Source organism: Euryhalocaulis sp., from assembly GCF_013911995.1.
Taxonomy (GTDB): Bacteria; Pseudomonadota; Alphaproteobacteria; order Caulobacterales; family Maricaulaceae; genus Euryhalocaulis; species Euryhalocaulis caribicus.
In genome coordinates, this window is record NZ_JACESD010000023.1 from 14,393 (window position 1) to 26,452 (window position 12,060).

Sequence of the window (12,060 nt, forward strand, 5' to 3'; positions counted from 1 at the left end):
TTTTAAAACCGGCAAAACGCTTTTCGCTGCGGCGCATCGGCCCTATCTAGAGGGCGAACCCGATAACCGTACCCATAAATGGAGTGAACCGAACATGACCATCAAAGAAGGCGACACGCTGCCCGAAGCCACCTTTATGACCATGGGCCCCGAAGGCCCGCAGCCGCTCTCCACCGCGGACGTGTTCGGCGGCAAGACCGTGGCGTTCTTCTCCGTTCCCGGCGCCTTCACGCCCACCTGCTCGGCCAAGCACCTTCCGGGCTTCGTCCAGAAAGCCGGCGACCTGAAAGCGAAAGGCGTTGATTCCATCGCCTGCATGTCGGTGAACGATGTTTTCGTGATGGACGCCTGGGGCAAGGACCAGAACGCGGGCGGCGACGTCCAGATGCTGGCCGACGGCAATGCCGATTTCGCGCAGAAACTGGGCCTTGAGATGGACGGCTCCAAATTCGGCATGGGCACCCGCGCCCAGCGTTTCTCCATGCTGGTCGAGGACGGCGTGGTGAAAAAGCTGAACGTCGAAGCCCCCGGCGATTTCCAGGTTTCCAGCGCCGAACACATGCTGGAACAGCTCTAGGAAGCAACAAGAGGGGAATCGCCCGGGGCGATTTCCCCTTACTTCCCTGTCCATATCGGCCATTCTAGCGGCAGAGGATTCTGCCTGTTGGAGGGACGCAAATGGACTTCGCCTTTACCGGACTTGTGATCGCCGCCGTTGTGCTGGCGCTGATCCTGGTGACCGGCACGATCAAGGTCGTGCCGCAGAGCATGGAATACACGGTGCAGCGTTTCGGGCGCTATACGCGCACGCTCACACCCGGCTTGCACTTCATAACCCCCTTCATCGACGCCGTCGGCTTCAAGATCTCAATGCGCGAGCGCGTCGTTGACGTCCCCAATCAGGAAGTCATCACCCGCGACAACGCCATGGTTTCGGTCGACGCGGTGGTGTTCGTGCAGGTGATGGACGCCGCGCAGGCGGCCTACGCCGTCGATAATCTGGATTTCGCGGTGGTCAATCTCTCGATGACCAATATCCGCACCGTGGTCGGCTCGATGGATCTGGACGAGGTGCTCTCCCGCCGGGACGACATAAACGCCCGCCTGCTGGGCGTGATCGACGCCGCCACCAATCCCTGGGGCGTAAAGGTCACAAGGATCGAGATCCGCGACCTCACCCCGCCGCCCGACACAACCGAGGCAATGGCCCGCCAGATGAAGGCCGAGCGCATCAAGCGCGCCGAAATTCTGGAGGCCGAAGGCGACAAGCAGTCCGCCATCCTGCGCGCCGAGGGCGAGAAACAGTCCCAGATCCTGGAGGCCGAGGGCCGCCGCGAGGCCGCCTTCCGCGACGCCGAGGCGCGCGAACGCTCCGCCGAGGCCGAAGCCAAGGCCACCGAGTCCGTCTCGGAGGCCATCGCCAAGGGCGACGTCGCTGCGCTCAACTATTTCGTGGCGCAGAAATACGTCGCAGCGTTCGAGAAGCTGGCCACCAGCGAACAGCAGAGAACGCTGATCCTGCCGGCCGAGCTTTCCAGCCTCGCCTCCACCGTCTCGGGCATCGGCGAACTGGCGAAATTCGCCAAGTCCGCCGAAACAAGAGAGGAGGGCTAGGTCATGAATGCTGTGGTCGAATTTCTGGAGGGAATGACGATCTGGCGCTGGGGCATCCTCGGCGCCGTCCTCCTGATCGCCGAGCTGCTGACGGGCACCACCTACCTGCTCTGGCCCGCCGCCGCAGCCTTTGCCACGGGCGTGATCGTGTTCGGCATAGACCTGCCCTGGCAGTTCCAGTGGCTGATCTTCGCCGGCCTGACCATCGCCCTGACCGTGCTGGGCGACCGCTTTGTCCGGCCGAACCTGTTCAAGTCCAGCGCCCCCAATCTCAACCGCCCGCGGGAGCAGATGGTCGGCGCCCGCGCCATCGCGCTGAACGATTTCCGCGACGGCCTCGGCCGGGTGAAGATCGGCGACGTGGAATGGACGGCGGAGCTGGACGGCGCGTCCGATGTCGCGGCCGGGACCAGCCTGACCGTCACATCGGTGGAATCCTCGCTGGTGCGGGTAATCCCGCGCGCCGCGGGCTAGGCGCTACTGCGCCATGCCCGGCATTTCCTGACGGGTATAGCCGGGGTCCGGCTCGAACACGGAGGCGGCGATATCCATGCTCCGCCCTTCGCTGATCGTGGTGGTCGCCTCCACGGCGCCGTCCGCGCCGATCTCCTCGATCTGCACCGGCACGCGGCCATCCATCGCGTCCAGGTCGTACATCGGCCCGGCCGCGTCGCCGATCATCGGCAGGGCCTCGAAGAAATCGTTCAGGCTGTCGAAGGTGCGGCCCAGATCGCCGCCGCCATTGAAGCTGCTCGCCGGAACCGTCCAGAACACCATCTGGCGCACGCCGTCCTTCAGCAATTCATAGCCCGTGGTCTGGCGGCCATCGACGTCGCGGCTCTTGCCGGTGGCGCGGAACCGCCAATCGCTCGCCGGGGCCTGTCCCATCATCGCGCCCATGCCCTGACCGGACATGGCGGCCTCGGCCGCGGCGCGCTGTTCGGGCGGCAGGTTCGCCAGCGCCTGTTCCATCACGCTGTTCATCTGCGATTGCATGGATCCCATGCCCTCGGCGGTGAACACCATGTAGCTGCGCTCCTGATCGTTCATGACGATCATTTCCTGGGGCGTCCGGTCGCCGCGGAAGATCATACGCCCTTCCGGGGCCTCTTCGCCGGCGGACATCATCTCCATGGCCAGCTTTCCGCCATCCACCTTGATCTGGCTGGTATGGTCGACCGCCCCGGCGGCGTTGCGGTGCTCCACGTCGAACACCGTCCCGGCAAAGGCCGGCAGCGCGATCAGCGCGGCGGCCAGCGTGGCAATGAAGCGGATCATGACTTTCTCCCCGTTGAAGCCGTTTCAAGGGAAGGTTACCGGCAAAGCGTGACGGGACAAAGCGCGTCCCGGCTTATTCAGTCCAGCAGGCGGCCTTCCATCACCGCCACCGCGCCGCCGGCCACGCGCACCGCCGTCACCGCGCCGTCCTTTTTCTCCGCCCGCGCCTCGATCCGGCTGGGGCGGCCCATCTCCACGCCCTGGCGGATGGAAAGCGTCACCTCGCCATTCTCCGCCGGGTCCAGATGCGCGGTCAGGCCCATCAAGGCGGCGCAGGCGCTTCCCGTCGCCGGGTCTTCCGGCACCGCGTCCAGCGGCCCGAACATGCGGGCGCGCACATGTCCCTCGCCCGTGCGGACATAGATCATCAGGTCATGCGCGTTGGCGGGCAGGGCCTTGAACGTCTCGACGGGGCCGATCTTCGCGCGCTCCAGCGCCGACGAGTCTCTCAGCTCCGCGAACGTGAAGGGCAGGCCGACCGAGGCGACGACCGGCTTGTGCCGGTCCACAGCGATATCGTCCGGCGACAGCCCGGCGCAGCGCGCCACGAAGTCCCGGCCGATCTCCCCGCCCGTCCGGTAGGGCTCGGGCGCGGTCAGCTCGGCGGAAACGGCCTGTCCGTTTTCCCGCGTGATGGCGATGCGCACCAGCCCCGCTTTCTCGTCGAACACGATCTCGTCGCCGATTTCCCGGCCGAACAATTCCCCCTCCCAGGCCACGGCCAGCGCCGCGCCGATATTGGGATGGCCGGCAAAGGGCACTTCGCGGGCCGGGGTGAAAATGCGCAATGTCGCGGTGTGGCCGCCATCGCGCGGCGGCAGCAGGAAGGTCGTCTCGGAATAATTGAACTCGCGGGCGATGGCCTGCATCTGGTCGGTGTCCAGACCGTCCGCGTCGAACACCACGCCCAGCGGATTGCCGCCGAACCGGCGGTCCGTGAACACATCGACGGTCAGGTAGCGGCGGCTCATAGCGTTCAGCGAACCTCGTCTATCCCGGCGCGGGCCAGCTCGTCCGCGCGGTCATTCTTCTCGTGCCCGGAATGGCCCTTCACCCAGCGCCAGTCGATTGTGTGGCGCGCGGCGGCTTCATCCAGCGCCTGCCACAGATCGGCGTTCTTCACCGGCTTCTTCGCGGCGGTCTTCCAGCCACGCTTTTTCCAGCCGGGCAGCCACTCCGTGATGCCCTTCATGACATAGGTCGAATCGGTATGCAGTTCGACCTGCGAGGACCGCTTCAATGCATTCAGCGCCTCGATGGCGGCGCGCAGCTCCATGCGGTTATTGGTGGTTTCCGCCTCGCCGCCCTTCAGCGTCTTTTCGTGCCCGTTCCATTCCAGCAACGCTCCCCAGCCGCCGGGGCCGGGATTGCCGCTGCACGCGCCGTCCGTGTGAATGATGACTGTCTTGCCGCTCACAAAATCCGTCCGATGACCGTATCCAGATAAACGATCGCGGTGATGGTGGCCGAGCCGACCAGATAGGCCAGCACATTGGCCGCCCATCCCGCGCCCGCGCGCCGCGCCGCCACGATCGTCACCCCCAGCAGGGCCAGAACCACCACGATGTGCGGAATATAAGGCCCGACGCCCAGCATCAGGCCGATCTGCGCCTCGTCGTTCGGGTTGACCGCCACGGTGATCCCCAGCGCCATCAGCCGCATGAAGAAGGCGAAGAACACCACCGCATAACCAATCGCCGCCGACCAGCGCAGGATCAGCAGGCCGATCAGCCCCTGAACCAGCGTCACCCCGACGCCGCCCGCGATCATGATCAGCAGCGCCGCCTGTGTCGGCCCGGGTTCGGCGTCCACCGGCGCGGCCCGGTTCAGGCCCAGCGCCATGTCATGGCCCAGCAGCTCCCCCGCCGCCCAGTGCCCGCCCTCATGCAGCAGGAAAGTGGCAAATCCCGCGAACGGCAGGGCCAGGGCCAGCGCGACGATATTGAGGCGCTTGCGGGACGTATCGGACGCGGCTTCGCTCACGCGCCGTACTTTTTGGCCATGGCCGCCCAGGATTCCGCGATCAGCGTTTCCAGAACGTCCCGGTCCACATCGTCCAGCTTGTTGATGTACAGGCAGGATTTCCCGGTCTTGTGCTTGCCGAGCCGGTCCAGAAGCGCGTCATGGCGCGCGAAGCCGGGCATGATGTAGAGCACCAGATTGGCCTTGCGGGGCGAAAACCCCACCCGCATGAAGTCGCCCTCGCGGCCTGACTCGTATTTGTAGTGATACTCGCCAAACCCGATGATGGACGGGCCCCAGAGCCGGGGCTCCTCGCCGGTGATCCGCCGCATCATATCCAGCACGGCGAACGCATCCTCGCGCCGCCGCGCCGGCTCCACGCCGTCCAGAAACGCGCTCACGTCCGCGCCGGTCGGCCTGGTCTTGTTTTCAGCGGAACTCACGCCACGGCCTTGGGCAGCTTGAAGACGACATTCTCGTCGGTCACGCGCAATTCCTCGACCGACAGGTCAAAGCGCTCGCGCACCGCGGCGATCAATTCGTCAGTCAGCACTTCCGGGGCGGAGGCCCCGGCGGTCAGGCCCACGGTGCGGGCCCTGGCGACCGCCTCCCAGTCCACCCGGCTGGCGTTCTCCACCAGCCGCGCATCCCGCGCCCCGGCCTTCAGCGCCACCTCCACCAGCCGCTGGGAGTTGGAGGAGGTTTCCGACCCGATCACAAGAACCAGATCCGCGCGCGCCGCCATCGCCTTCACCGCCGCCTGGCGGTTGGTTGTGGCGTAGCAGATATCTTCCTTGTGCGGCCCGGTGATCGCCGGGAAGCGGGCTTTCAGCGCGGCGACAATATCGGCGGTGTCATCGACCGACAGCGTGGTCTGCGTCACGAAGGCCAGCTTGTCCGCATCGCGCGGGTTCAGCTTTTCGACATCGTCCACCGTCTCGACCAGGTGCATCGCGCCGTCCGGCAACTGGCCCATCGTGCCGATCACTTCCGGGTGGCCGGCATGGCCGATCAGCACGATCTCCAGCCCGGCGCGGTGATGGCGCTCGGCCTCCACATGCACCTTGGACACAAGCGGGCAGGTGGCGTCGACATAGATCATGTTGCGGCGCTCGGCGCGCTCGGGCACCGCCTTGGGCACGCCGTGGGCGGAAAACACCACCGGGCGGTCTTCCGGGCATTCGTCCAGCTCCTCCACGAACACCGCGCCCATTTCCTCCAGCCGGTTCACGACATGGCGGTTATGCACGATCTCGTGCCGCACATAGACGGGCGGCCCCCATTTATCGAGCGCCCGCTCGACAATCTGGATGGCGCGGTCGACGCCGGCGCAGAATCCGCGCGGCGCGGCCAGCAGCAGCGTGATGGGCTGTTTGGTAGGTTGTGCGGCGTCGGGCATGGTTTTACGCACGCTTCGCGTTGCGGTTCATCGAGTGAAACGATATGAGGCCCATGGTCTAGCAAGTCTATAGGCGCGGGGCGACGGCCTCAGCGCAGAAAGATCTCTGATAAGCTCAATGACGCATAATGTCCGCCTGATCCTCGCTCTCGCCGTTTCGGCCCTTGCCCTTGCCGGATGTCAGTCCACCAAGGAAGTCTTCCGTTTCGGCGACGCCAAGAACCCCAATCCGGGGCCGTGCCCGAACGCGCAGGCGCTGTTCGACGCCGCGCGCATCGTCAAGATCGATGGCGCGGAAACCATGGCCAATGTCGGTTTCACGGGCGAAATCAACGGCGTGCGCAGCTTCTGCCGCTATTACGGCGAGCAGCCGATCCGCGCGGAGCTGGAGATCGATTTCGGTTTCGGCCGCGGCCCCAACGCCCGCGGGGACGAGCACGTCTATAATTATTTCGTCGCGGTGACCCGCAAGGATCTGGCCGTGATCGAAAAGCAGGTCTTCCCGATCCGCGTGGACTTCAATGGCCGCGACCGCGTCTACAAGACCGAAACGATCGATAATATCGTGATCCCGCGCGCCAGCGAGACCACGTCCGGCACCAATTTCGAGATCATTGTCGGGTTCGAGGTGAACGAGCAGCAGCTCGAATATAACCGTCTCGGCAAGCGATTCCGCGAAGGCATCATCCAGGCCCCGTCCGAATAGGCGACACCGGCATGCAAATTCCGATAGAGACCGCGCTCGGCGAGCGCCTGGGAAAGGCGTTCGAGGCGCAGGGCCTTCCCGCGACTCTGGGCGCGACGGCCCGCTCCACGCGGCCCGACCTCGCCCCGTATCAGTGCAACGGCGCCATGGCCGCCGCCAAACAGGCCGGCAAGCCGCCGCGCGAGATCGCGCAGACCGTGGCCGACGCCGTATCCGGCGACCCGCTGATCGAGTCGGTGGAGATCGCGGGTCCCGGCTTCATCAACCTGACCCCCAGCGCCAAGGCGCTGGAGGACCGCGCCAATGCGCTGGCCGAAGATGACCGCGCCGGCGCGCGCATCGTGGATGAGGCCCGCACCGTTGTCATCGATTTCGGCGGTCCCAACGTCGCCAAGCCGATGCATGTCGGCCATTTGCGCTCCTCCATCATCGGCGACTCGCTGCAGCGCCTGTTCCGCTTCTGCGGCGACAAGGTGATCGGCGACGTGCATCTGGGCGACTGGGGCCTGCAGATGGGCCAGATCATTACAGAACTGGCGCGCGAAAAGCCGGACCTTCCCTATTTCGACAAGGACTTCGAGGGCCCGTACCCGGACGAGTCTCCCGTCACGATCGAGGAGCTGGAGACCATCTATCCGCGCGCCTCGCAGGCCTGCAAGGCCAATGAAGCGCGCATGGACGAGGCCCGCATGGCCACCCAGGCGCTGCAGGAAGGCCGCCCCGGCTATATCGCCCTCTGGCGGCATTTTCTGGAAGTCTCCAGGGCGGCCCTGAAGCGCGATTTCGCCGCGCTGGACGTGCATTTCGACCTCTGGAAGGGCGAGTCCGACGTTCAGGACCGCATCCGCCCCATGGTGGCGGACCTCGTGGAGCGCGACATCGCGACCGAGGACAAGGGCGCGATCGTCATCCCGGTGGCGCGCGAGGACGACAAGAAGGAGCTGCCGCCCTTCATCCTGCTGAAATCGGACGGCGCGGCCCTCTACACCACCACCGACCTCGCCACGATCCTCGACCGGTCGGAGACGCTGGATCCCGACCTCATCCTCTATGTCGTGGACAAGCGCCAGTCGTTGCATTTCGAACAGGTCTTCCGCGCCGCCCAGAAATCGGGCTTTGCGGAGGGCATTTCGTTTGAACACCTCGCCTACGGCACAATGAACGGTCCGGACGGCAAGCCCTTCAAGACCCGCGCGGGCGGCGTGCTGAAGCTGGCCGATCTTCTGGACCGCGCCCACCGCCGCGCCGTTGCGCGGATGGAGGAGGCGGGCATCGCCTCGAACATGGAAAAGGCCGAATACGAGGCCGTGGCCGACAAGGTGGCGCTGGCCGCCATCAAGTTCGCCGATCTCAGCCATGACCGCGCGACCGACTACATATTCGACCTCGACCGCTTCATGACGTTCGAGGGCAAGACCGGTCCCTATCTTCTCTACGCCGCCGTCCGGGTGAAATCCCTGATGCGCAAGGCCGCAGACGCTGGCGTCGAGCCCGGCGAAATCCGCATCAAGGAAAAGGCGGAAGCCGATCTTCTCTACGCGCTGGACGCCTTCGACCGCGCCTCGGCCACCGCCTATGAAAAGCGCGCCCCGAACTTCCTGTGCGATCACGCCTACACGCTGGCCCAGGCCTTCTCCGGCTTCTACTCGGCCTGCCCCATCGTCACCGCCGAAGACGCGGAAACCCGCGCCTCCCGCCTGGCGCTGGCGCAGCTCACCCTGACCCAGCTCAATCTCGTCCTCGGCCTCATCGGCCTCGAGGCCCCGGACCGGATGTAGCGGGCCACCCGAACCGCCCGCCAAGATTGACTCCCGCGCGGCGCTGATTAGGTTCTGGCCCAGTCGTGGGAGAGACCGGATTCGTCCGGCGCCGAAGGCGCAACCGCCCCGGAAACGCTCAGGTGCAAGGGACCGCGACTGACAACACGCTGGAAAGCGGCGCGGCATTTTTTCCGCCGACGCCCGCCGAAGGAGCAAGCGGAGAGCATATTCTCCCGCGAATCTCTCAGGCGCCACGACAGCGGGGGCGGATTGCCGGGCGATGAGGCCCGGTCAAGCTGTCGAGGCAAAATGAGCGATCAAGCGTTGAAGCGCACCCCCCTATATGACCTCCACGTCGCCCTTGGCGCGCGCATGGTGCCGTTTGCCGGCTATGAAATGCCGGTCCAGTACCCCATGGGCATCCTGAAGGAACACCAGCAGGTGCGTGAACGCGCGGGCCTGTTCGACGTCTCCCATATGGGTCAGGCCCGCCTGACCGGCGATGACGCCGCGGCCGCGCTGGAAAGCGTTTCCAGCGGCGATCTGCAAAGCCTCGAACACGGCCAGCAGAAATATACGCTGCTGCTGAACGGGGACGGCGGCATCATGGACGACCTGATGGTCTCGCGGCCCGACGAGAACGGCCTGTTCCTGGTCGTCAACGCCGACACCAAGGACGGCGATTTCGACTATATCGCGAAGACGCTGGAAGGCCGCGCCAAGCTGGACCGTCTCGACAACCGCGCGCTGCTGGCGCTTCAGGGCCCGGCCGCCATGCGCGTGATGCAGGCCGTCGCCCCGAAAGCGGCTGAACTGACCTTCATGCAGGCCGCCCGCGCCGACATTTTCGACGTCAACGCCATCGTCTCACGCTCCGGCTATACCGGCGAGGACGGGTTCGAGATTTCCGTGCCCGCCGACAAGGCCGTGGAAGTGGCCGAGAAATTCCTGTCCTTCGACGATGTCGAGCCCATCGGCCTTGGCGCGCGGGACTCGCTGCGCCTGGAAGCCGGTCTCTGCCTCTATGGCCACGACATCGACAACACGACCTCCCCTGTCGAGGCCTCGCTGCTCTGGGCGCTACCCAAAGTGCGGCGCGAGCGCGGCGATTTTCCGGGCGCCGAACGCATCCTGAAGGAGATCGCCGACGGTCCGGCGCGCAAGCGCGTCGGCCTGAAACTGGCCGACCGCGCCCCGGCGCGCGAAGGCGCGGACGTGGCCGACAAAGACGGAAACGTCATTGGCGTCGTCACCTCCGGCAGCCTCGCCCCGACGCTGGGCGAGCCCATCGCCATGGCCTATGTGACGCCCGATTTCGCGAAGGCCAGAACGGAACTGGACATCCTGGTGCGCGGCAAGGCGCGCGCCGCCGAGGTCGTGAAGACCCCCTTCGTCCCCCAGAATTATTATCGCGGTTGAGGAGACCCCGCTCGTGACCACCAAATACACCAAAGACCATGAATGGATCCGCGTTGAAGGCGAAGTCGGCACGGTGGGCATCACCCCGCATGCCGCCGAACAGCTGGGCGACGTGGTGTTCGTCGAGCTGCCCGATGTCGGCGCCAATCTGAAAAAGGGCGACGAGGCCGCGGTCGTGGAATCGGTCAAGGCCGCCAGCGAGGTCTACGCCCCGGTTTCCGGCGAGGTCGTCGAGGTGAACTCCGCCATCGCCGACAATCCCGGAACCGTGAACGAAGCCGCTGACGGCGCCGGCTGGTTCATCAAGCTCAAGCTCTCCGATGCGGGCGAGCTGGACGGCCTGATGGACGAGGGCGCCTACAAGGAATTCGCCGCCAGCGAGGGCTGATTTGGCCGAAAAACGCACGATGAACGCGGGAACCGGCATCGCCATTGGCGTTGCCATCGGCGTGGCGATTGGCGCGGCCATGGATGAAATCGCGCTCGGCGCCGCTCTGGGCGTGGCGCTCGGCGCGGCCTTCGGGGCCGGCTTTGGCCGCCGCGGCAAAGACAAATCCGACGATAAACGGAACGAAGACGAATGAGATATCTCCCCCTATCCGACGCTGAACGCGGCGAGATGATGAAGACGATCGGGGTGTCCTCGATCGACGAAATCTTCTCCGATGTTCCGGAATCGGCCCGCCTGGACGGGCTGATTGATCTGCCGCGCCAGAAATCCGAGATGGAGGTCGAGCGCGCCCTCAAGAAGCTCTCGAACATGTCGCTCAGCGCGGGCGAGGCGCCGTTTTTCTGCGGCGCGGGCGCCTATCGCCATCATGTCCCGGCCAGCGTCGATCACATCATCCAGCGGTCGGAGTTTCTCACCGCCTACACGCCGTACCAGCCGGAAATTAGCCAGGGCACGCTGCAGACCCTGTTCGAATTCCAGACCCAGGTCGCGCTCCTGACCGGCATGGAGGTCGCCAACGCCTCCATGTATGACGGCTCCACTTCCACGGCCGAAGCCGTGCTGATGGCCGCCCGCGTCACGCGCCGCAACAAGTGCGTCTTCGCGCCGGGCCTGCACCCCCATTACGCCGAGGCCACCCAGATGCTGGCCCGCACCACCGATATCGACATCACCGAGATCCCGTCCGCCATCGACGCCGACGCGCAAGTCATCGATCAGATCGACGACGAGACCGCCTGCGTGGTCGTGCAGACGCCCAACGTTTTCGGCACGCTGGTGGACCTTGAGCCTATCGCCAAAGCCGCGCACGAAAAGGGCGCGCTGGTCATCGCCGTGGTGACCGAAGTGGTCAGCCTCGGCGCGGTGAAATCGCCGGGCGAGATGGGCGCGGACATTGTCACCGCGGAAGGCCAGTCGATTGGCAATCCGCTCACCTTCGGCGGCCCGTATGTGGGCCTCTTCGCTTGCCGCGAGAAATTCGTCCGCCAGATGCCGGGGCGCCTGGCCGGCGAGACGGTGGACGCCGACGGCAATCGCGGCTTCGTGCTGACCCTTTCGACGCGGGAGCAGCATATCCGCCGCGGCCGCGCCACCTCCAATATCTGCACGAACGCCGGCCTCTGCGCGCTGGCCTGGACCATCCACATGACCCTGCTGGGCGAGAAGGGGCTGAGGGAGCTGGCGACGCTCAACCACCGCCGCGCCCGACAGCTCGCCGAACGTCTCGGCAAGCTGGACGGTGTCGAAGTGGTCACGCCGCGCTTCTTCAATGAATTCGCGCTGCGGCTGCCCAAGCCCGCCGCCGGGGTGGTGGAAACGCTGGCCGGCCAGAACGTCCTCGCCGGCGTGCCGTTCAGCCGCCTGGACCCCAACGCGGGCCTGGACGACATCCTGCTGGTCGCGGTCACCGAGACCGTCACGGACGATGATTTCGACGCGCTGGAAAACGCCCTGAAGGGAGCGCTGTAAG

General features: G+C 65.7%; 15 protein-coding genes and 1 riboswitch. Of the genes, 9 read left to right on the forward strand and 6 right to left on the reverse strand.

Annotation, left to right across the window (positions count from 1 at the left end):
- Positions 1-94: 94 nt before the first annotated feature.
- The 3 genes from H2040_RS07830 to H2040_RS07840 all read left to right on the forward strand — a co-directional run bounded on the left by H2040_RS07830 (position 95) and on the right by H2040_RS07840 (position 2,088).
- Positions 95-577 (forward strand): peroxiredoxin, encoded by a 483-nt coding sequence (locus tag H2040_RS07830; protein ID WP_022698428.1) that lies wholly within the window; start codon positions 95-97, stop codon positions 575-577.
- Positions 578-678: 101 nt separating this feature from the next.
- On the forward strand, positions 679-1,614 hold the full coding sequence (locus tag H2040_RS07835; protein ID WP_287156584.1) for an SPFH domain-containing protein: 936 nt from the start codon (positions 679-681) through the stop codon (positions 1,612-1,614).
- A 3-nt stretch (positions 1,615-1,617) separates the two neighbouring features.
- Complete coding sequence (locus H2040_RS07840; protein ID WP_287156585.1) at positions 1,618-2,088, forward strand: NfeD family protein; 471 nt, start codon at positions 1,618-1,620, stop codon at positions 2,086-2,088.
- Positions 2,089-2,091: 3 nt separating this feature from the next.
- Here H2040_RS07840 and H2040_RS07845 read toward each other — a convergent pair whose 3' ends face one another.
- The 6 genes from H2040_RS07845 to ispH all read right to left on the reverse strand — a co-directional run bounded on the left by H2040_RS07845 (position 2,092) and on the right by ispH (position 6,253).
- Positions 2,092-2,892, reverse strand: coding sequence for a hypothetical protein (locus tag H2040_RS07845; protein WP_287156586.1), 801 nt, complete (start codon positions 2,890-2,892; stop codon positions 2,092-2,094).
- A gap of 77 nt (positions 2,893-2,969) precedes the next feature.
- Positions 2,970-3,863: a PhzF family phenazine biosynthesis protein gene (locus H2040_RS07850; protein WP_287156588.1), complete on the reverse strand. Its 894-nt coding sequence runs from the start codon at positions 3,861-3,863 to the stop codon at positions 2,970-2,972.
- A gap of 5 nt (positions 3,864-3,868) precedes the next feature.
- A complete protein-coding gene (gene rnhA / locus H2040_RS07855) occupies positions 3,869-4,309 on the reverse strand; it encodes a ribonuclease HI (RefSeq protein ID WP_022698433.1) in 441 nt (146 codons plus the stop codon).
- Positions 4,306-4,875, reverse strand: coding sequence for a hypothetical protein (locus H2040_RS07860; protein WP_022698434.1), 570 nt, complete (start codon positions 4,873-4,875; stop codon positions 4,306-4,308). The genes rnhA and H2040_RS07860 overlap by 4 nt, the downstream gene beginning before the upstream one ends.
- Complete coding sequence (locus H2040_RS07865; RefSeq protein ID WP_287156589.1) at positions 4,872-5,297, reverse strand: DUF1801 domain-containing protein; 426 nt, start codon at positions 5,295-5,297, stop codon at positions 4,872-4,874. The genes H2040_RS07860 and H2040_RS07865 overlap by 4 nt, the downstream gene beginning before the upstream one ends.
- Positions 5,294-6,253, reverse strand: a complete 960-nt coding sequence (gene ispH, locus H2040_RS07870; protein ID WP_022698436.1) for a 4-hydroxy-3-methylbut-2-enyl diphosphate reductase — start codon at positions 6,251-6,253, stop codon at positions 5,294-5,296. Before ispH ends, H2040_RS07865 begins: the two co-directional genes overlap by 4 nt.
- A 118-nt stretch (positions 6,254-6,371) precedes the next feature.
- Between ispH and H2040_RS07875 the strand changes: the two genes are divergently transcribed.
- From H2040_RS07875 to gcvPA, 6 genes are all read left to right on the forward strand, one after another.
- Positions 6,372-6,959, forward strand: coding sequence for a hypothetical protein (locus H2040_RS07875; RefSeq protein ID WP_022698437.1), 588 nt, complete (start codon positions 6,372-6,374; stop codon positions 6,957-6,959).
- An 11-nt stretch (positions 6,960-6,970) separates the two neighbouring features.
- On the forward strand, positions 6,971-8,737 hold the full coding sequence (gene argS, locus H2040_RS07880; protein ID WP_287156591.1) for an arginine--tRNA ligase: 1,767 nt from the start codon (positions 6,971-6,973) through the stop codon (positions 8,735-8,737).
- A gap of 139 nt (positions 8,738-8,876) precedes the next feature.
- A riboswitch (glycine riboswitch) is annotated at positions 8,877-8,989 on the forward strand.
- Between the two features lie 39 nt (positions 8,990-9,028).
- The gene (gene gcvT / locus H2040_RS07885) at positions 9,029-10,138 is read left to right on the forward strand and encodes a glycine cleavage system aminomethyltransferase GcvT (protein WP_287156593.1); all 1,110 of its coding nucleotides are present in this window, start codon (positions 9,029-9,031) and stop codon (positions 10,136-10,138) included.
- A 13-nt stretch (positions 10,139-10,151) separates the two neighbouring features.
- Entirely contained in the window at positions 10,152-10,526 is a 375-nt protein-coding gene (gene gcvH, locus H2040_RS07890) for a glycine cleavage system protein GcvH (protein WP_287156595.1), read from the forward strand.
- Position 10,527: 1 nt separating this feature from the next.
- Positions 10,528-10,722, forward strand: a complete 195-nt coding sequence (locus tag H2040_RS07895; RefSeq protein WP_287156597.1) for a glycine zipper domain-containing protein — start codon at positions 10,528-10,530, stop codon at positions 10,720-10,722.
- Positions 10,719-12,059 (forward strand): aminomethyl-transferring glycine dehydrogenase subunit GcvPA, encoded by a 1,341-nt coding sequence (gcvPA, locus tag H2040_RS07900; protein WP_287156599.1) that lies wholly within the window; start codon positions 10,719-10,721, stop codon positions 12,057-12,059. Before H2040_RS07895 ends, gcvPA begins: the two co-directional genes overlap by 4 nt.
- The last annotated feature ends 1 nt before the right edge of the window (position 12,060 follow it).

Bases quoted from the DNA above. Each gene is read 5' to 3' on its own strand.
- H2040_RS07835 (WP_287156584.1), top strand. From the start codon at position 679: ATGGACTTCGCCTTTACCGGACTTGTGATCGCCGCCGTTGTGCTGGCG.
- ispH (WP_022698436.1), bottom strand. From the start codon at position 6,253: ATGCCCGACGCCGCACAACCTACCAAACAGCCCATCACGCTGCTGCTG.
- argS (WP_287156591.1), top strand. From the start codon at position 6,971: ATGCAAATTCCGATAGAGACCGCGCTCGGCGAGCGCCTGGGAAAGGCG.
- H2040_RS07840 (WP_287156585.1), top strand. From the start codon at position 1,618: ATGAATGCTGTGGTCGAATTTCTGGAGGGAATGACGATCTGGCGCTGG.
- H2040_RS07845 (WP_287156586.1), bottom strand. From the start codon at position 2,892: ATGATCCGCTTCATTGCCACGCTGGCCGCCGCGCTGATCGCGCTGCCG.
- H2040_RS07830 (WP_022698428.1), top strand. From the start codon at position 95: ATGACCATCAAAGAAGGCGACACGCTGCCCGAAGCCACCTTTATGACC.
- H2040_RS07875 (WP_022698437.1), top strand. From the start codon at position 6,372: ATGACGCATAATGTCCGCCTGATCCTCGCTCTCGCCGTTTCGGCCCTT.
- gcvT (WP_287156593.1), top strand. From the start codon at position 9,029: ATGAGCGATCAAGCGTTGAAGCGCACCCCCCTATATGACCTCCACGTC.
- gcvPA (WP_287156599.1), top strand. From the start codon at position 10,719: ATGAGATATCTCCCCCTATCCGACGCTGAACGCGGCGAGATGATGAAG.
- H2040_RS07850 (WP_287156588.1), bottom strand. From the start codon at position 3,863: ATGAGCCGCCGCTACCTGACCGTCGATGTGTTCACGGACCGCCGGTTC.